The organism is Helicobacter sp. 23-1045 (genome assembly GCF_053654655.1).
In genome coordinates this window covers 92,535-109,479 of the sequence record NZ_JBSIUR010000007.1, presented here as the reverse complement: position 1 = coordinate 109,479, position 16,945 = coordinate 92,535, and the positions used below count along the sequence as shown (strand labels likewise).

The window sequence follows — 16,945 nt, the reverse complement described above, 5'->3', positions numbered from 1 at the left end:
GATTATTTTTTATGGATTGCTTCGGCGAATCTGTCGATTCGCCTCGCAATGACGAATCGTTTTTAGATTCTGCGAATTTATTTGCGATTTTTGTGCTAGATTCTGCGTTTTTATCTAAATCTACGCAATGATTACCCAAAGGCGAATTGCCTAAATTGCTTTTTGTTTCATCAATATTGCCATCCAAAAAATGCACTTCTCTATTTGCAAAAGAAGCCATTTCAGGCTCGTGCGTTACCATTAAAATGGTAATCCCCAAATCCTTATTTAGCCACTGCAAAATCTTCATAATCTCCACACTGCGCTTCGTATCAAGGTTACCTGTCGGCTCATCGGCTAGTAAAAACAAAGGCTTACTTGCAATCGCCCGTGCAATCGCCACGCGCTGTTGCTGTCCGCCACTAAGCTTATTTGAAGTGTGATTTACAAAAGCCTCTAACCCTACCATTTTCAACGCTTCAAATGCGATTTTTTGTCGCTCCGCCTTTGGCGTCCCACGATATAAAAGGGGCAATTCGACATTTTCTAGCGCGGTGGTGCGGGGCAGTAGATTAAATCCCTGAAAAATAAAGCCGATAAAATGTCGCCGTAAAAGTGCGCGTTCATTGCGGACAAGCGAAAAAACGCTCACATTTTCAAAGAGATATTCCCCGCTTGTGGCGACATCAAGGCAACCCAAAATATTTGCCATCGTGCTTTTGCCAGAGCCACTAGGTCCCATAAGCGCGACAAAATCGCCCTTTTCAATCTCCAAATTCACGCCTTTAAGCGCACGAAACGCGCTTTGCCCCTCGCCATAAGTTTTTGTGATATTGCTTAATTTTATAAACATTTTTGCGCCTTTTTTATTGCGAATCTTTGCCTAAATCCCACGCAAATCGCTACTTTTTGCTATCATCTTTTTGGATAATGACTTGTGAATCTGTGGTTAGATTGTCGCTTAAAATCTGCGCACTTTTGCCATTTGTAATGCCAATCTCAATTTCGATTTCTTTTGGCGCGCCGTTTTCTAAAATCCAAATCGTGCCTTTGTTGCCGATGTTTGAATATGAGCGTTTATTGCGCTTGGGCGGTCCCATCATAGACATTGCGTTGCCCTTTTTTTCTATCTCGTTTGGATTGAAAAGCAATGCTTGATATGGGATAATTAGCGCGTTTTTCACAGCGGCGGTTTTGATTGTCGCTGTGGCACTCATTCCGGGTCGAAGCAGAAGTTTTGAGTTATCCACATAAGTCGTAACTTCGTAGCTTATGATATTTGAGCTTGTTGTGCTTGAGCTTGATGAGCTACTAGTGGTAGAGCTTGAATCGGCGAAATTTACCTTTGCAACTTTGGCGATGAATTTTTCATTTGGGTAGGCATCGACATTAAATTCGACTTCTTGGTTGATTTTGACTTTGCCCACATCTGCCTCTAGGACGCTAGAAATTAGCTTCATTTTGGTTAAATCCTGTGCGATTGTAAAAAGTGTCGGCGTTGAAAAACTAGCCGCAACGGTCTGCCCCGGGTCGATTGAACGGACAAGCACGATTCCATTTGTGGGGCTTGTGATTATGGCGTTTTTTACATCGATTTTGGCAGATTTTAGCGAAGTTTCAAGTTGGCGAATACTAGCCTTTCGTATGTCGATATTTGCAAGTGCGCTTTTATACTCTAACTCAGCGGTTTTTAACTGCAACTGCGAAGGCGATTTGCCATCCGTTTTTTCAAACAAATCTTTGTAATTTTCATAAGTCCATTTTTTGTTTTCAAGCGTAACTTGTGCGCTTGTAAGCTCAGCTTTTGCGCTTTGTAACTGCGCTTCAAAGTTATCGACTGCTTGGTCTAACTTCTCTGGGTCGATTTTTGCTAAAATCTGCCCTTTTTTCACCTCATCATTCACATCGACAAGCACTTCATAAATCGTCCCTGATATTTGTGAGCCCACTTCCACCGTGTCTGTGGGTGATAGTGTCCCTGTCGCGCTTACATCTTGGCTAATGTCGCCACGCGTAGGATTTTGCGTGATATAGTGCACATTGCCTTTGCCAAATCCGCTTATAAAAAGCACCGACATAATCGCTACCACTGCGATGATTGCTACTACCGCAATGATTTTTTTTGTGTTTGTTTTTTTGCTTGGTTTGATTGTGTTGTAAATGTTTGTCATTTTATTTTCCTTGTGATTTTAATGTGTTGTTTTGCTTGTTCGTGGATTGCTTCGTTGCACTCGCTTCGCTTCGTGCGCCTCGCAATGACGAATCGGGCGAATTATTTGCAATTATATCCTCATCATTGCCACCTATCGAACGATACAAATAAATTATCGCGCTTATCGCATTAAAATGCGCCGTATTGCTTGATTTTATCATCGCCAAATTGTTGTTTGTGGCAAGCAAATATTCCGCCTTGTCGATTAGCCCCGCATAATAGCTCTGCTCCAAAAGCTCCAAAACCTCGTCATTTTGGGAGAGAATCTCTAAACTCGTTTTAAGATTCGCCCTATTTGTTTCAAGCGAATAAATGGCATTTTCAATCTCGCTAAACGCCGTATTCACGCCCTTTTGCAACGAATAATATGCCTCTAGGCGCGTGTAATCGCTGATTTTGATATTTTCATAAATCTCAAAGCGCGAAAATAACGGCATTGCAAGGGACGCCAAAATATTATACACAAAATCCGCAGGTTGCAAAAACGCCTTGCCAAGCGAACCGCTCACATTTAGCGTGGGATACATTTGCGCTTTGGCGGAGTTTAGATTATGCACGGCGGCATTTAGAGACGCGATTTGCGCTGAAATATCAGGGCGATTTAAGATGATATTTGCGCTAGAATTTAGATTTACGCTAAAATCTGGCATATCAAAGGATTGTGGCATTATCGCAAAATAGCTGTTTTTTTGCGCGTCCTGCGAAATTTGCTCTGTGATATGCGAATCATCAAAAACGAAATTGCGATTATTTATCAAAGTGCGAATCTCATTTTTTTTAGCTTCATAGTCGTTTAGTAGCGTGTTTAAGCTCTGTTCTTCGCTTTGCATATCTGCTTTTTTCTCCAAAAAATCACTAAAAGAAACCAACCCACTTTTATACATAAAATCCATAATTTCAAGCATTTCGCGGTAGTTTATGACGCGCTCTTTGGTTAAAACGATATTATTTTGCAAATATTTGAGATTAAAATACGCTAGGGCAATGTCGCTAATTAGGGAGATTTGGAAATATTTTAGATTGCTTTTGGCGACTTCTAATTGCTCATATTGCGCATCCGTTGCGGAGGCATATTTGCCAAAAATATCTAACTCCCAAGACGCCATAAGGCTTGTATTGATAGTCGAATCGCCATTGTAGCTATAACTCGCACTTGCGCTAATATCTGGAATCTGCTTTGAAATCGCTAGTCGCACTTGCGATTCGGCACTTTTGATTCGCGTCTCATAGATGAAAATATCGCTATTTTGCGACAATGCGCTATGAATCAGATTTTTTAAACCATCATCTTTAAAAACCTCAAAAAGCGAATCCGTGCGCTCCGCATTTTGCGAATAAATATTGCGAAAATCGCCCATTTCAAAGTCGCTTTTTAGAGATTCTGCGGTGTAAGTCGCGCTACACGCATTAAAAAGAAGATTTATCAAAGCAAAAATGGCGCAAAAAGTTAGTTTTTTCATAAAAATGCCTTTAATTTTTAAAACTCAAAGCGAAATTTTAATAAAATATTTGTGAAATATTTGTGAAATAAAGGCGAAGTTATGAAAGATTCTGCGAAAAAATCGGCATTAGATTCTGCGAAAAATGCGAAAGATTCTGCGAAAAATCCCGTGCTGTTTTTGATAATCCCTTGCTACAACGAGCAAGAAGTCATTAAATTAAGCATTGAGACTATTGATAAAAAAATGCGCGATTTAATCGAATCTAACGCGGTTAGCAAAAAAAGCAAAATCGTTTTTGTGAATGACGGAAGCAAGGATTCAACGCTATCCTTGCTAAAAAAGCACAAAACAAAGCAAATGCAAATTGTCTCTTTAAGCACAAACAAAGGACACCAAAACGCGCTGTTAGCGGGACTTTCTTACGCAAAAGACAAATGCGATTGCGTGGTGAGTTTGGATTGCGATTTGCAAGATGATATAAATTTAATCGATAGATTCGTGGAATGCTACAAAAATGGCTATGAGGTGATTTATGGCGTGAGAAGCGATAGAAAAGAGGATAGCTTTTTTAAGCGAAGCACGGCAAATGCGTTTTATGGGCTTATGAAAATTTTGGGCGCGGACATCGTGCATAATCACGCGGATTATAGACTTCTCTCAAATCGCGCTTTGGGGCATTTGCTAGAATTTAGCGAAGTAAATCTATTTTTGCGAGGCATCGTGCCACTGATAGGATTTAAATCCACAAAATTATATTACAAGCGAATCGCGCGTGTGGCGGGTGAATCCAAATATCCATTTTTCAAAATGCTAAGTTTTGCAATCGATGGAATCACAAGTTTTAGCATAAAACCACTGCGAATCTTAACGCTTTTGGGCGCGTTAATCGCATTTTTTAGCTTATGCGTGGGCGTGTGGGCGTTCATCACAAAAATATCAGGCGAAGCGGTAAGCGGATGGACATCAATGGTGATTTCAATGTATTTTTTAGGCGGGATTCAACTGCTAGGACTTGGGATTATCGGCGAATACATAGGCAAAATCTACCGCGAAACCAAACGAAGACCGCTGTATTTTATAGAAGAAATCGTGGAGTAGATGGCAATTTGTTCTGGGGTAATCATTTGAATTATTTTTGCATTCTGAGCGAAGCGAAGAATCTTAAAAAATTTTCCCCCTCCCTTGCGATAAATACCCCACCCCAAACCCCTCCCGCAAGGGGAGGGGCTTTCTCTACCTCCCCCTCCCTTGCGGAGGGGGATTAAGGGGGTGGGTAAAAAACAATAAAAATCACAGATTTTGCGATTTTCGTGCGATTCGCAGAATCTATCGCAATTTTGTCATATTGAGCGAAGCGAAATATCTCTAACATAATCCGTCATTGCGAGAAAATGAGCGTAGCGAATTTTCGTGGCAATCTATGGCGCAATTAAAAGATTTGGATTGCCACGATTTTGCTACGCAAAATCTCGCAATGACAAATCAGTGGCAGATTCTGCGATTCGCGCAAAAAACGCAGAATTTATTCAAAAATCACAAAATCCCGCACGATTCACACGAAAAATCGCAGAATCTACCACAAAAATCCACGCATATCCCGCCAAATCTATCGCCGTTTTTTCGCCCCAAGTCTTTGCCAAAAGCGCAAAAATATCGCCCTGCGGTAGCAATCGATGATTTTATTCACCACTTCGCGCGCCCTTTGAAATCGCACATATCGCTTTTCTAAATTCATCCGCCACTGCCCAAAACCGCGCGCGTAGGGATTATCCGCGCTAAAAATCTCTCGCAAAAACTCCGCCAATCTCTTTTCGCCCTTCTCCACAACATTTGAGTCCAAAATCAAAGGTTCATTTAACATCGCAATGTAGGCATTTTCATCGCTATCCAAATATTTGATAAACTCCACAAACTCGCCCACACTCGCAAAATCCGCAAAATTCACAAATGCCTTTTTGTTAAAAATCGCGCCATCATCGATAAAACGCCCAAGATTCTGCGAATCTACACTATGAAATCCCCCCCCCCCAATAGATAGGCACAGAATCTGCCTTTTTGGCATCGATGATTTTTTCTGTCACATATCCCGCTGTGTCGGAGTTTTCAAAGCAAATGTTGAATTTATATTTGCGTAAAAATGCGATTTTATCATCCGCCAAAAATCCCACATTGTTTTTGAAACGCCCCGCAGAATCGACTTTTTTATACGCGCTTAACGCCTCAAATACCGCGCTTCGCAACTCATCTGCCTTGCCATTGCTTACTACAAAACTGCAAAATTTGCGCTTGGCAAACTCCGCACAGAAGGCACTTTTTTGATAAATTGCGCTATTTTTATCCACGCCCACGAGATTTCGCAGGTAATACGGATAGCGCAAATGCCGCGCACCAAAGTCCAAATAGTCGTAAGTTATCGCATAGTCGCAGAAATTAAAGTCGGCGCGACAATTTTCCGCCGTGTGAAAAATGCGAACGCAATCATAGTGAATGTGACGCGTGCCAAACACGCTATACACGATAAATTGCGGGTTTTTCTCATCGATGATAAACTCAAACTCATCGCCACAATTTTCGCTATTTTCTTTCAGCACTCGCGAAAATAACGCCAAGTCATCGCCCCCGCATCCATCTATAAATGCGATTTTGATTTGCTTCATTTTTTGTCCTTTTAGTTTTTTAGATTCTGCGATTCTCGTGCTAGATTCTAGCGCAGATTCTGCGATTTTGCGTTAGATTCGCAGAATCTCATATTTCGCCAAATCTCACGATTCGCAAAATCGCTCATCAATCTCACACGCCCTTTGCGCGAAATCCTCCGCCTTTTGCAAGTCCGCCTCCACCGCCTCGCCAGAGGCATAAATCCCCGCCACGCTTTGACAAGCATTCGCATCGCCCCTAGCACACGCCTCTTCGTAGAGTTCGATGGCGTCATTAAAGCGCATTTTGGCGAGAAACGCACTCTCCCTAACGCCCTGCCCGTATAAATACGAAATGCCTAAATTAAAGCACCCATCGGCGTTTCGCAGCTCACACGCACGAGAAAAGTAAGTATTTGCCACTTCAAAATTTTCGATTTTCGCATAGATTGCCCCCGCATTCACGCACCCAAGCGCACTTCGCAAATCACACCCGCGCTTATAATACGCAATCGCAAAATCCACTCGCACCTCCACGCCCACGCCATTTTCATAAATGTATCCAAGCGTAAAGCAGGACTGCGCGCCCTTTTTGTCGCAGGACTTTTTGAGAAAATCGATGGTTTGCTCGCACTGCGCGACTTCGCCCCCCTTGCACGCTTCAAGCGTTAGCGCGTCATCGCTTGTTTGCATCGCCAAAATCATCGCACCTTGCGCAAGTGCCAAGCCAAAAAGCATAAATTCTCCATAAATCACATATTTTGCAAATCGCTAATCGCGCTTCTAAATCGGCGTTATGCAGTCATTTGCGAAATTTAGCGATTGCGATAAGCACCGCAACGCCATAAATTTGCGACAAAATACGAAAAAATAAGGCGATTTTATTGACTTGCGTTTTTTTTTTTTTTTTTTTTTTGTATTATGCGCGAAAATTTTAAATAAAAGGATAATGGTTGAAAAAGTTAATTTGTGCTTTAATGTTAATTTTTAGCATTGGCTACGCAGATAAAGTTGGTGATGGAGAATTTTTTATTGGACTTAGCAAACTATGTATGTTAGATAATCAAAAAGAAGCGATACCGATTATTTTAAATGTGAGAAATTTTCTAAATACGGAGGATGAGAATTTGATGATTGAAGTAGGGTTTGATTTTGGTGTGTTAGCTGCTACATATTGCCCAGCATTATGGTGGTGGCTTGGAAAAATGTATGTAGAATATGACGAAGAAGTTATTGGAATTTGGATATTGAAAGCAATTATGCAAACCGCTAGTGAGCTTGGTATAAAAATGTATCAAAAATAACAGTAAATAGCTTATGCAAAAACTTTACCAAAATAACAACAAAAGAAAAAATGTTTTACAGCTTGACTATAAAGAAGCTAGGGATTTTTTCTTTACAGAAAAAAGCTATTGCGATTTTGATTTACCACCATATATCAAATTTAAGCCCTTGCTTAAAGCGATAGATGAGAAAATCGAAAAAGAAAATATTGAGTTTAAAAATATAGGTGGCAATACAGCAAACAATTTTGATAGCGTCAATTATAAATTATTTAACAATAAAAATGGCAAATATGATTGGCGTCCGTTTGAGCTAATCAATCCTTTTATTTATGTGTATCTTGTGCGCGAAATCACAGATGAAGCAAATTGGGAGTTTATACGCAATAATTTTAAAAAACTCAATAAAAATAGTCGCGTGAAATGCCATAGTATCCCCATAAAATCACAAAGCAAAAAGCCAAATAAAGCCGAGCAAATTACAGAGTGGTGGGAAAAAGTAGAGCAAGAATCTATAAAATATAGTTTGGCATTTGAGTATTTATTTGAGACGGATATAACAAATTTTTATCCATCAATCTATACGCATTCTATTGCTTGGGCTTTACATACAAAAGACACGGCAAAAGCAAATAGAAGCAATAGCGATTTAGGCAATAAAATCGATAAATACATTATGGTTATGAGCTACGGACAGACAAATGGTATCCCACAAGGCTCAGTTTTAATGGATTTTATAGCCGAAATACTTTTAGCCTACATTGATAATCTTTTGAGTGGAAAATTAAAAGAACTTAACAAAAAAGATTTTAGAATTATTCGTTATAGAGATGATTATAGAATCTTTGTCAATAATCCACAAATTGCAGATTTAATACTTAAAAATCTATCTATGATTCTTGCAGAAATGGGACTTAAACTAAATCCAAGCAAAACGATAGCTTCTCAAAATGTGATTCAAGATTCTATCAAAAAAGATAAAGTTGAGTGGCTTTTTGTAGAATCTCTTTTGAAAGAACAAACCACGCTTCAAAAACAGCTTATTATTTTTCATAAATTTGCATTAGCACACCAAAATAGCGGAACGCTTGATAAGATTTTGCCAATACTTTTGAATGATTTAAATCAATCCAAAGAAAAATTTAAAAAAGAACGCAGGGCAAGGCTATTTAAAACAAATCTAAATAAAGAAAATATTAAAGTTTTAGTCGCTATTTTGGTAGATATTGCTTCGTTTAACGCAAAGATTTATCCTGTCGCTATGTCGATTTTGGGATTTTTGCTAGATAAAATAAAGTGTAAAATATTTATTGATAGCACAATCCGCAAACTTCAAAAAATCAACAATAACGCCTATATGCAAATTTGGCTACAAAGGGCTATCATTAAATTGAATGTTACTCAAAATGATATTTTTGATGAGCAAATATGCAAAGAAGTAAGTCATATAACTTCGCTCCCTAAAAATAAAAAATACGAGATAAATCTATGGAATCTTGCTTGGCTTAATTGCAACGAATTAAAAGATTTGATTAAGAAATATCCTATAATCGATAGGCGAAAGCTTGGCAAATTAGCCAAATACGCACAATCAAACGAAGTCAATGTTTTTGAATATGGCTAATTGCTAATGCAAACATAGAAATTTAAGTGGATTTAAGTCGGCGGTTAGACAAAATGCCTTTAATAGGGCAACATTTGATTAAGAAAGGATAATAAATGAAGAAGTTAATTTACGCCCTTGTGGCGATAATGTGTGGCGTGTGTGCCGTAAATGCTGGTGAGACGCAAGATTTGTTGTGTGGTGATGAAAGTTTATCATATTGTATAAAGCACTTTGATAGGCAATGCGAAGCTAAAAATTATGGTGCTTGTGTTGAGTTGGGAGTTTTACACGAAGAGCAAAAACAATATAATAAATCCAAAAAATATCTTGAAATGGTATGCGACAAAGCAAATAGTAAAGATGGTTTTCAATTAGAGCGAATCGATGGTAGTTTAAGTCCAAAACTCCCCGCTATTATAATGATGCGAAGCGCTTGTGGTATGTTAGCGGAGCATTATTATGAAGGCTGGGGCGTTAGGCAAGATTATATAAAAGCATTGCAATATAATAAAAAGGCTTGTGATTTTGGTAGTGCAGAATCTTGCGCTGTGACTGGGCGTTCATATTATGTTGGCAAAGGCGCAAAAATAGATTATAAACTAGCAAAAAGCTATTTAGAAAAATCCTGTGAAATGCAAAGTGGTTTTGGTTGTTTGGGACTAGGCGCATTGTATGGGGAAGGCAAAGGTGTCCCAAAAAATCTATCCAAAGCAAAAGAGCTGTTTGGCAAATCCTGTGATTTTGGTAACCAAGATGGCTGTGATGGGTATAAAAAGTTAAATGAAAGGGGTGTGAGATAAGTTGGCGTTTGTCATTGTAAGGTGCAAAAATTTTTGTAGATTCGCGTGAAATTATCGTCATTGCGAGTCCTTGCGACAGCAAGGCGAAGCAATCCACTAATGCGAATCGTGAATCAAAGGTGAATCGCGGACTTTTGGCGAATCTAAATGTGATAATTTATCGATTCACTTTTGAAATATTATGCGAATCTATCTTTTAGATTCGCGTGTTTTGGATGGTTGCTTCGCTTTGCTCGCAAATCCTGCGGATTGCCACGAAAATGCTACGCATTTTCTCGCAATGACGGAGTGGGAGCGATTCGCTTTAAGTTTTGGATTGCTTTGATTTGGCGTTGTCGAATCTCGCAATGACAAACCCACCCCCTTAATCCCCCTCCGCAAGGGAGGGGGAATTTTAGATTCTGCGACGCAGAATCTCGCACTTTCAAAAAATCGCACTAGATTCTGTAAAATCGCAGAATCTTGTAATAACAAAATTTTTGCCCTTGATTCACACAAATCTAACGCGTTTTTTAATGCAACGCCGTGTTTAGCTCGATTTGGACTTTGCTACGAAATGCCGTCATTGCGCCACTTTTTGAGTCCTGCCTAAAATGCACTCCGTTTTTGCCAGATAGCTCACGCCCCTTGTAAAGGCAACTTTCCTTTATTTCAAAGTCATCGTTAATCTCGCGAATCTTTTGCGCTTCTTCATTTGAAATATAAAAAATCGTCCCCGCTAACACGGCGATTCCGCCATCTACCACGCACCCATCGCCTAGCGAAATGCCTGTGGAGCTATTCACGCCAAGCAGACAATTTTTGCCGATGCTGATAGGATTTGCGTTGCCACCGCTTAGCACGCCTAAAATACTCGCGCCACCGCCCACATCTGTGCCTTCGCCTACAATCACGCTTGAACTTATGCGCCCCTCATTCATACATTTGCCGACAACCCCCGCGTTGAAATTCACATAGCTAGCACCGGGCATTTGCGTATAGCCACCGCTTCCCAAATACGCGCCAAAGCGGGTTTTCGCCGAATCAAGTAGGCGGATATTATCGAACTGCGGGATTACCTGCATTAAATAGCGCGGGAATTTATCCACAAAGTCGATTCGCGGGAACTTTCCAGCGATTTTTAGCGCGATTTCATTTTGGCGCAAATATTCTAACTGATAGGGCGTATTGCCACTCCACGCGATATTTTCTAGCAATCCAAAAATGCCATCTAAATTCAAAGAGCGCAATTTCGCCTTTCCCAAAGACAGCGCAAGTAGCTTCATATAGCTAGATTCGACACTCTCGCACTGCGCGTCATTATAAATCACCACGAATCGAAACGGCGATTTGCAACAATCCAAATCCGCCTGTTTTTGCAACTCTAATAGCATTTGAATATTTTTGTGCGCGGATTTATCGGCTAGTGATTCGGCTAAAAAGGGCGTAAAAATTTGCAACACAGAATCTACAATCGCAGAATCCACGCGATAAATCGCTTCATTTTCGCTTTTTGCGATTAGATTTTGTGGTGCTTTTTCAAGTGCGTGGCATAGCACGGCATAGCTTCCCAAATTCTCGCACTTTTCGCCCACGCGCCAATTTAGCACGGGATAGGTTGCCTGTAAAACTACGCCTTTTTTCGCAGAATCTGCGGTAGATTCTGCGATTTTAAGCGATTCGCCCAAATCGCCATACGATTCACCCAAATCAACTCTGGCAATCCCAAACCCAAGCGGTTCTCTAAACTTCGCGCCTTCAACCTCTACAAACTTCTTAAACTCTTCTTTTGTCATTTTGGACTCCTTAAATTTAATTTTTCAAAATCGCGGTGGATTTTTCTACGAATTGAGCTGGTTTATACGACATTTTTGCCTTGCGTAAGCCCTCGATTCCCAAATCCTCCTCGCGATTTACAAAGCGCAAATGCGCCCATTCATTTTTCAAAAATTGCTGATTGATTGCCTGATAAATCCCCGCATAAAAGGTGTTGCCCTTTTCGATGTGAATGACAACCGAATCTTCGTTGATTTGCTCCCCAAGCGAAAATGCCGCGATTTTGCCATCAATGCGAATTGCCCCGCCCTTCATATCAAGCTGTGCAAAATTCTCCAAACTCGCCTTAATACCAAGCATTTCATTTTGCAAACCATCGCTTTTATCGCTATTTTCAAACCACTTTTGATACGCGCCAAGCACTTCAAGCGCATTCGCAGAATCTATGCGCTCGTAACTAAAATTTGGATAGAGATTAAAAAAGCGATTTAGGTGATTTTTTTTCTTGTGTAACGCCCGTCCGCCGAGTGCAATCAAATCCTCCACATTATAAATATAGTCGAATCTATCGCGGTTTGGGGCGATTTCAAAGGCATTTGGAAAGAGATTTTCTAACTCCGCGCTTTGATTTTGCTCTAAACTGCGAAGCGAAAAGGGCATTTGATTATCCAAAAAATATTCTTTCATTTTGGCAATCGCGTTTCTGTGATTGCCCCGCCCAAGCGGATAAAAGATAAATGGATAAGATTCGCTAGGGAATTTTGTCAGCACCACAAGGCAATCATCGATTATCGCGTATTTTATGCTCCGCGAAAAGTGCCAAATGTAGAGATTGCCAAAGAGCATATCACTTGCTTCTACGCGCTGTGCGTGGAAAAAATCCGCGATAATGCCCTTTTTATCGATGCTAATGTCAAAAAATTGCACCCCTACGCCCCCATACGCCTTTGGATTTCAAGCACGATATCAAAGCCGTTATTTAGCGCACTTGCGATTGAACCGCCACTTTTAAATAGCAAATCCCCCGCCACAAAGATATTTTTCACGCTTGATTCACACGAATCGCTTACAATAGGCACTCCCGCGTCATCTAAATCTAAATTGCATTTTTTTAGGAAGTCGATAGGCGCGACACCGCCGATTGCATAGATTATTTTGTCATAAATCTCGCTTGTGCCGTCTGTAAAATTGACTTTTGGCTTTTTAGCTCCGTTAATGTCGTGCGATTCAAGGCTCTCAATGTCAATGCCAAGTTTGGTTTTTAGCTTACCTGAATCGATACTTTTAAAAAGCATTTCGCGGTTTGTGTCGTTGATTCGGCTAAATTCTGTGCGCCGATAATTCAAAGTGGCGTCATTTTTTTCTGCCAAAAAGTAGGCATATTCCACCGCAGAGTTGCCACCGCCTACGATTAGGACTTTTTCGTTTTGGTTGATTGAATTTGCGTTAAAAAAGACTTTGTCGCGAATTTCTAGCGGGATAGGGTAGCTTGGCTTATTTGGCACACCCATTTTGCCGATTGAAATCACTACAAATCGCGCATTTAGCTCATCGCCACTTGTGCAGTGAAGCGTGAAAATATCGCCATTTTGGCTCACGCTCTCCACCTCCGTTTTAAAGCGCACATCGATATTATTTGTCGCCAAAATCTTATCAAACAAATCAAGCGTGGATTCCTTTGTGCCATCCATAAAGTAAATATTGCCATTCAAATCCACCTTTTTGCCCTTGTAGTCCTTATCCACGCGCTTGTTGTCCTTGTAAAATTTGCGAATGGTAGTGGAGTGATTTTCGCCCTTTTCGCACAAAATCACATCATCGATTTTGCAAATCACACTCTCAACCGCAGCTGCGATTCCGCCCGGTCCTCCGCCGATTATGGCGATATTATAGATTTTCATTGGTTTATCCTTTCAAATTTAAATTTAATGTTTTTTAAAATCTAGATTCTGCGATTTTGACGCAGAATCTAACGCAGAATCTCGCATTTTTGACGCACGATTCGCAGAATCTGCGCTAGATTCTGCGATTTTGGCATATTTCGCAGAATCTAGCACCAATTCGCGCTTTAATTCATTGCGATAAGCGTCATTTAGCTCATCTACGCCATCCATCAAAAGTCCTTGCGTGAATTTCTTTTCATCATCAAACTGCCCACTGCGCAGTCCCCAAATAAACGCAATTAGTCCCAAAAGCCCGATTAGCAAGGATACGCTAAGCATTACGGCAATCATTCCGCTATTCATCGCTACGAATCGCTTTGGATTTTTTCTAGCGCAAAATCCCGCGCAATTTGCAAGGCTTCTTTAATCTTATGCGGATTTTTCCCGCCAGCAGTGGCAAAATCATCTCTTCCGCCACCGCCACCGCCCAGCACTTCGCAAACGCCTTTAATCCACTCTTTTGCCGATAGATTCGCCACGCCATTCACGCCACAGCTAATGCTAATCTTGCCATTGTCGTTTGCGATAAGCATAATGGCGACTTTGGGATTTTCCTTTTTTGCTTCATCGATGATTGCCTTAATGTTTAGATTCGCCGCTACTTCCACAATCATCAGCTTCACTTCATCAATCATCTCAAAATTTAGGCTTTTTACGCTTGAATCTGTCTTGCTTTTGGCGTCCTTATACTTTTGGATATTTTCTTTTAATTTTGCGATTCCGCTCATAATATCGCTATTTTTTAGCACTTCACGGGCATTTGTCAAAATCGCCAAATTTTCTTTGGTGTAGTTATATCCTGCTTTTCCGCACACAGCTTCGATTCGGCGCACTCCGCTTGAAATGCCACTCTCTTTTGTAATGTAAAAATTGCCGATTTGCGCGGTATTTTGGATATGAATCCCACCGCAAAGCTCACAACTTGCGCTATTTTCATCATCGCCAAAACTCACCACGCGCACAACTTCGCCATATTTTTCGCCAAAAAGCGCGATTGCGCCGCCCTTTTTGGCATCATTTAGCGACATAAAATCCACCTTTGAATCAAGCGCGGAGAAAATCATCGTATTCACTTCCGCTTCGATGGCATTTAGCTCATCTTTGCTTAACGCCTTTGGGTGCGTAATATCAAAGCGCAAACGATTCGCCTCTACCAAACTCCCCGCTTGTGTGATATGAGAACCCAAAATCTTTCGCAAGGCAGAATGAAGCAAATGTGTCGCGCTGTGGTGTTTGGAGATTTCTATGCGATTCGCACTAACTCTCACTTCTACCAAATCGCCCACTTTTAGTTCGCTACTCGTGCTAATCTCGCTGATATTTAGCCCAAAATATTTTTTGGTGTAAATGACATTTGCGACTTTTTTGCCACGCATAAAAATCTCGCCACTATCGCCCACAGGTCCCCCGCCCTCCGCATAAAGTGGGGTTGAATCTAAGAAAATATATCCATCGCCATCCAAACACTCCACGCGCCGATAATTTATATCAAGCAATCCCAAAATCTTGCTATGTGCGCTATCTGCTTCGTAGCCGATGAATTTATTTTCACCAAATTCTTCTAGCAACACTCCAAAATCGCCATTTTTGATTTCATCGCCAGAGCCCTTCCAGCTTTTTTTGGAGCGTGATTTTTGCGCCTCCATACACTTATTAAAAGATTCTAAATCTACTTCATAATTATATGGTTTTAGCATATCTTGTGTTAAATCCAATGGGAATCCATAAGTATCATATAGCTTAAATGCAATTTCTCCATCAAACTTGTTTCGTTGTTCTAATATTCCAATTTCGGCCTCTGTCTTTTTATATTTACCAACACTTTTATTTATTTTATCCATATGTATTTTATTGAGTTTTGGATAATTAGTAGCTACATCTGCAACATTAAGCAAATAATCAATTTGTTCAGAGTTTTTTTCTATTATTTGTTCATCGTTATAGATAAGCCTATCTGTTTCTTTTTCAAATAACTTCATTCCCGATTCGATTGTGGTTAAAAATCGCTCTTCCTCTAACTTGCACTGCTCCATAATGTGCGCTTTTTTATCCTCCAAATACGCATAATGCGCCATAGATTTGCAAAGCGCGGGGATTAGCTTGTATAAAAATGCCTCTTTTAGCCCTAGCAAATATCCGTGTCGCAATGCCCTGCGCAAGATTCGGCGCAAAACATATCCTCGCCCATCTTTGTCAAAATTCACACCTTGCGCTAATAAAAACGCAATGCTTCTTATATGGTCGGCTATCACGCGAAAAGACGCCTTAAACTCATCGCTGTAAGGCTTACCTGTGAGATTTTCGCACTCACTCATCAAAGGCGCAAAAAGCGAAGTATCAAAATTATTTAGTTTGCCTTCAATTAGCGCAATCACGCGCTCTAATCCCATTCCTGTATCAATGCTAGGGCGCGGGAGTGGGCGTAAGTTGCCATTTTTGTCTCTCTCATATTGCATAAAAACCAAATTCCAAATCTCTAAAAATCTATCCCCATCGCCACCAAAATAATCCTCGCTACCGCTAAAATTCGCCTCCCCTTGGTCGATATAAATCTCACTGCAAGGTCCGCAAGGTCCTACTTCGCCCATTTGCCAGAAATTGTCCTTATCGCCAAAGCGTTTGATTTTGTCCTCGCCTACGAACTTTTTCCACAAACCAAACGCTTCATCATCGCTGTGGTGGATACTAATATAAATCTTATCTTTTGAAAATCCTAGCTCACGCGTGATAAACTGCCACGCAAACTCTATCACTTCCTCTTTGAAATAATCTCCAAAGCTAAAATTCCCAAGCATTTCAAAAAGCGTGTGATGACGCGCCGTGTAGCCGACATTTTCTAAATCATTGTGTTTGCCACCAGCGCGAATGCAAAGCTGCGAACTTGTGGCACGGGGGATTTTTGGCGCGGGGATTTTGCCTGTGAAAATGTCCTTAAACTGCACCATTCCCGCATTTGTGAAAAGCAAACTCGCATCATTTGGCACTAACGGCATCGAATCATAGACTTGATGCCCGTGTGCCTTGAAATAATCCAAAAATTTCTCTCTAATATCCAAACGATAATCCTTCTTTAAAAAAGCACGGATTGTATAAAAAAAGTGTTAAGATTCTGCTTAAAAAAGGCGAATTTTTTTATGTATAATTGCGCTTTTAAATTTTAAAATTTAAGGATTTTATAATGTATAATCCCCCCCCACCGTAGCGAATATGGCAAATTAGATTCAGCGAAAAATAAATTAGATTCAGCGAAAAATGCGCTAGATTCTGCGAAATTAGCCTTAAATCTCAC

At 40.5% G+C, this 16,945-nt stretch carries 17 protein-coding genes and 2 pseudogenes; 6 read left to right on the top strand and 13 right to left on the bottom strand.

What is annotated here, in order from left to right; genetic code table 11:
- Nucleotides 1-166: 166 nt before the first annotated feature.
- From ACWIUE_RS08355 to ACWIUE_RS08345, 3 genes and pseudogenes are all read right to left on the bottom strand, one after another.
- Nucleotides 167-832: pseudogene (locus tag ACWIUE_RS08355) on the bottom strand (ABC transporter ATP-binding protein); the annotation flags it as partial.
- A 49-nt stretch (nucleotides 833-881) separates the two neighbouring features.
- The gene (locus ACWIUE_RS08350; protein WP_454136267.1) at nucleotides 882-2,150 is read right to left on the bottom strand and encodes an efflux RND transporter periplasmic adaptor subunit; all 1,269 of its coding nucleotides are present in this window, start codon (nucleotides 2,148-2,150) and stop codon (nucleotides 882-884) included.
- Nucleotide 2,151: 1 nt separating this feature from the next.
- Nucleotides 2,152-3,651, bottom strand: a complete 1,500-nt coding sequence (locus tag ACWIUE_RS08345) for a TolC family protein (protein ID WP_454136266.1) — start codon at nucleotides 3,649-3,651, stop codon at nucleotides 2,152-2,154.
- An 81-nt stretch (nucleotides 3,652-3,732) separates the two neighbouring features.
- Between ACWIUE_RS08345 and ACWIUE_RS08340 the strand changes: the two genes are divergently transcribed.
- From ACWIUE_RS08340 to ACWIUE_RS08330, 3 genes are all read left to right on the top strand, one after another.
- Nucleotides 3,733-4,731: a glycosyltransferase family 2 protein gene (locus ACWIUE_RS08340; RefSeq protein WP_454136265.1), complete on the top strand. Its 999-nt coding sequence runs from the start codon at nucleotides 3,733-3,735 to the stop codon at nucleotides 4,729-4,731.
- 26 nt (nucleotides 4,732-4,757) lie between these two features.
- Nucleotides 4,758-4,898: a hypothetical protein gene (locus ACWIUE_RS08335; protein WP_454136264.1), complete on the top strand. Its 141-nt coding sequence runs from the start codon at nucleotides 4,758-4,760 to the stop codon at nucleotides 4,896-4,898.
- Between the two features lie 145 nt (nucleotides 4,899-5,043).
- Nucleotides 5,044-5,310, top strand: coding sequence for a hypothetical protein (locus tag ACWIUE_RS08330; RefSeq protein WP_454136263.1), 267 nt, complete (start codon nucleotides 5,044-5,046; stop codon nucleotides 5,308-5,310).
- On the opposite strand, the gene ACWIUE_RS08325 is transcribed toward ACWIUE_RS08330, so the two are convergent.
- From ACWIUE_RS08325 to ACWIUE_RS08315, 3 genes are all read right to left on the bottom strand, one after another.
- Complete coding sequence (locus tag ACWIUE_RS08325) at nucleotides 5,240-5,695, bottom strand: hypothetical protein (RefSeq protein ID WP_454136262.1); 456 nt, start codon at nucleotides 5,693-5,695, stop codon at nucleotides 5,240-5,242. The two genes, ACWIUE_RS08330 and ACWIUE_RS08325, sit on opposite strands and share 71 nt — an antisense overlap.
- Nucleotides 5,643-6,290: a glycosyltransferase family 10 domain-containing protein gene (locus tag ACWIUE_RS08320; protein WP_454136261.1), complete on the bottom strand. Its 648-nt coding sequence runs from the start codon at nucleotides 6,288-6,290 to the stop codon at nucleotides 5,643-5,645. The genes ACWIUE_RS08325 and ACWIUE_RS08320 overlap by 53 nt, the downstream gene beginning before the upstream one ends.
- Nucleotides 6,291-6,395: 105 nt before the next feature.
- Nucleotides 6,396-7,007, bottom strand: a complete 612-nt coding sequence (locus ACWIUE_RS08315; RefSeq protein ID WP_454136260.1) for a tetratricopeptide repeat protein — start codon at nucleotides 7,005-7,007, stop codon at nucleotides 6,396-6,398.
- A 215-nt stretch (nucleotides 7,008-7,222) separates the two neighbouring features.
- Here ACWIUE_RS08315 and ACWIUE_RS08310 point away from each other — a divergent pair, with 215 nt between their 5' ends.
- The 3 genes from ACWIUE_RS08310 (at nucleotide 7,223) to ACWIUE_RS08300 (ending at nucleotide 9,958) form a co-directional block, all read left to right on the top strand.
- A complete protein-coding gene (locus ACWIUE_RS08310) occupies nucleotides 7,223-7,573 on the top strand; it encodes a hypothetical protein (protein WP_454136259.1) in 351 nt (116 codons plus the stop codon).
- A 13-nt stretch (nucleotides 7,574-7,586) separates the two neighbouring features.
- Entirely contained in the window at nucleotides 7,587-9,176 is a 1,590-nt protein-coding gene (locus ACWIUE_RS08305; RefSeq protein ID WP_454136258.1) for an RNA-directed DNA polymerase, read from the top strand.
- Nucleotides 9,177-9,271: 95 nt separating this feature from the next.
- On the top strand, nucleotides 9,272-9,958 hold the full coding sequence (locus ACWIUE_RS08300) for a tetratricopeptide repeat protein (protein ID WP_454136257.1): 687 nt from the start codon (nucleotides 9,272-9,274) through the stop codon (nucleotides 9,956-9,958).
- A 189-nt stretch (nucleotides 9,959-10,147) separates the two neighbouring features.
- Here ACWIUE_RS08300 and ACWIUE_RS08295 read toward each other — a convergent pair whose 3' ends face one another.
- The 7 genes and pseudogenes from ACWIUE_RS08295 to ACWIUE_RS08265 form a co-directional block, all read right to left on the bottom strand.
- Nucleotides 10,148-10,456: a hypothetical protein gene (locus tag ACWIUE_RS08295; protein WP_454136256.1), complete on the bottom strand. Its 309-nt coding sequence runs from the start codon at nucleotides 10,454-10,456 to the stop codon at nucleotides 10,148-10,150.
- Nucleotides 10,457-10,470: 14 nt separating this feature from the next.
- Nucleotides 10,471-11,733, bottom strand: a complete 1,263-nt coding sequence (locus ACWIUE_RS08290) for a tetrahydrodipicolinate N-succinyltransferase N-terminal domain-containing protein (protein ID WP_454136255.1) — start codon at nucleotides 11,731-11,733, stop codon at nucleotides 10,471-10,473.
- Nucleotides 11,734-11,749: 16 nt separating this feature from the next.
- Nucleotides 11,750-12,640: a DUF2156 domain-containing protein gene (locus tag ACWIUE_RS08285; RefSeq protein ID WP_454136254.1), complete on the bottom strand. Its 891-nt coding sequence runs from the start codon at nucleotides 12,638-12,640 to the stop codon at nucleotides 11,750-11,752.
- Between the two features lie 2 nt (nucleotides 12,641-12,642).
- Nucleotides 12,643-13,614: an NAD(P)-binding domain-containing protein gene (locus tag ACWIUE_RS08280; RefSeq protein WP_454136253.1), complete on the bottom strand. Its 972-nt coding sequence runs from the start codon at nucleotides 13,612-13,614 to the stop codon at nucleotides 12,643-12,645.
- A 230-nt stretch (nucleotides 13,615-13,844) separates the two neighbouring features.
- A pseudogene (ccoS, locus tag ACWIUE_RS08275) lies at nucleotides 13,845-13,959 on the bottom strand (cbb3-type cytochrome oxidase assembly protein CcoS); the annotation flags it as partial.
- 2 nt (nucleotides 13,960-13,961) lie between these two features.
- A complete protein-coding gene (alaS, locus tag ACWIUE_RS08270) occupies nucleotides 13,962-16,712 on the bottom strand; it encodes an alanine--tRNA ligase (RefSeq protein WP_454136252.1) in 2,751 nt (916 codons plus the stop codon).
- A 101-nt stretch (nucleotides 16,713-16,813) separates the two neighbouring features.
- Complete coding sequence (locus ACWIUE_RS08265) at nucleotides 16,814-16,945, bottom strand: hypothetical protein (protein WP_454136251.1); 132 nt, start codon at nucleotides 16,943-16,945, stop codon at nucleotides 16,814-16,816.

Excerpts from the sequence above, each read along its gene's own strand:
- ACWIUE_RS08300 (WP_454136257.1), top strand. The coding sequence starts at position 9,272 with ATGAAGAAGTTAATTTACGCCCTTGTGGCGATAATGTGTGGCGTGTGT.
- ACWIUE_RS08305 (WP_454136258.1), top strand. The coding sequence starts at position 7,587 with ATGCAAAAACTTTACCAAAATAACAACAAAAGAAAAAATGTTTTACAG.
- ACWIUE_RS08290 (WP_454136255.1), bottom strand. The coding sequence starts at position 11,733 with ATGACAAAAGAAGAGTTTAAGAAGTTTGTAGAGGTTGAAGGCGCGAAG.
- ACWIUE_RS08280 (WP_454136253.1), bottom strand. The coding sequence starts at position 13,614 with ATGAAAATCTATAATATCGCCATAATCGGCGGAGGACCGGGCGGAATC.
- ACWIUE_RS08350 (WP_454136267.1), bottom strand. The coding sequence starts at position 2,150 with ATGACAAACATTTACAACACAATCAAACCAAGCAAAAAAACAAACACA.
- ACWIUE_RS08315 (WP_454136260.1), bottom strand. The coding sequence starts at position 7,007 with ATGCTTTTTGGCTTGGCACTTGCGCAAGGTGCGATGATTTTGGCGATG.
- ACWIUE_RS08320 (WP_454136261.1), bottom strand. The coding sequence starts at position 6,290 with ATGAAGCAAATCAAAATCGCATTTATAGATGGATGCGGGGGCGATGAC.
- ACWIUE_RS08325 (WP_454136262.1), bottom strand. The coding sequence starts at position 5,695 with ATGCCAAAAAGGCAGATTCTGTGCCTATCTATTGGGGGGGGGGGATTT.
- ACWIUE_RS08340 (WP_454136265.1), top strand. The coding sequence starts at position 3,733 with ATGAAAGATTCTGCGAAAAAATCGGCATTAGATTCTGCGAAAAATGCG.
- ACWIUE_RS08345 (WP_454136266.1), bottom strand. The coding sequence starts at position 3,651 with ATGAAAAAACTAACTTTTTGCGCCATTTTTGCTTTGATAAATCTTCTT.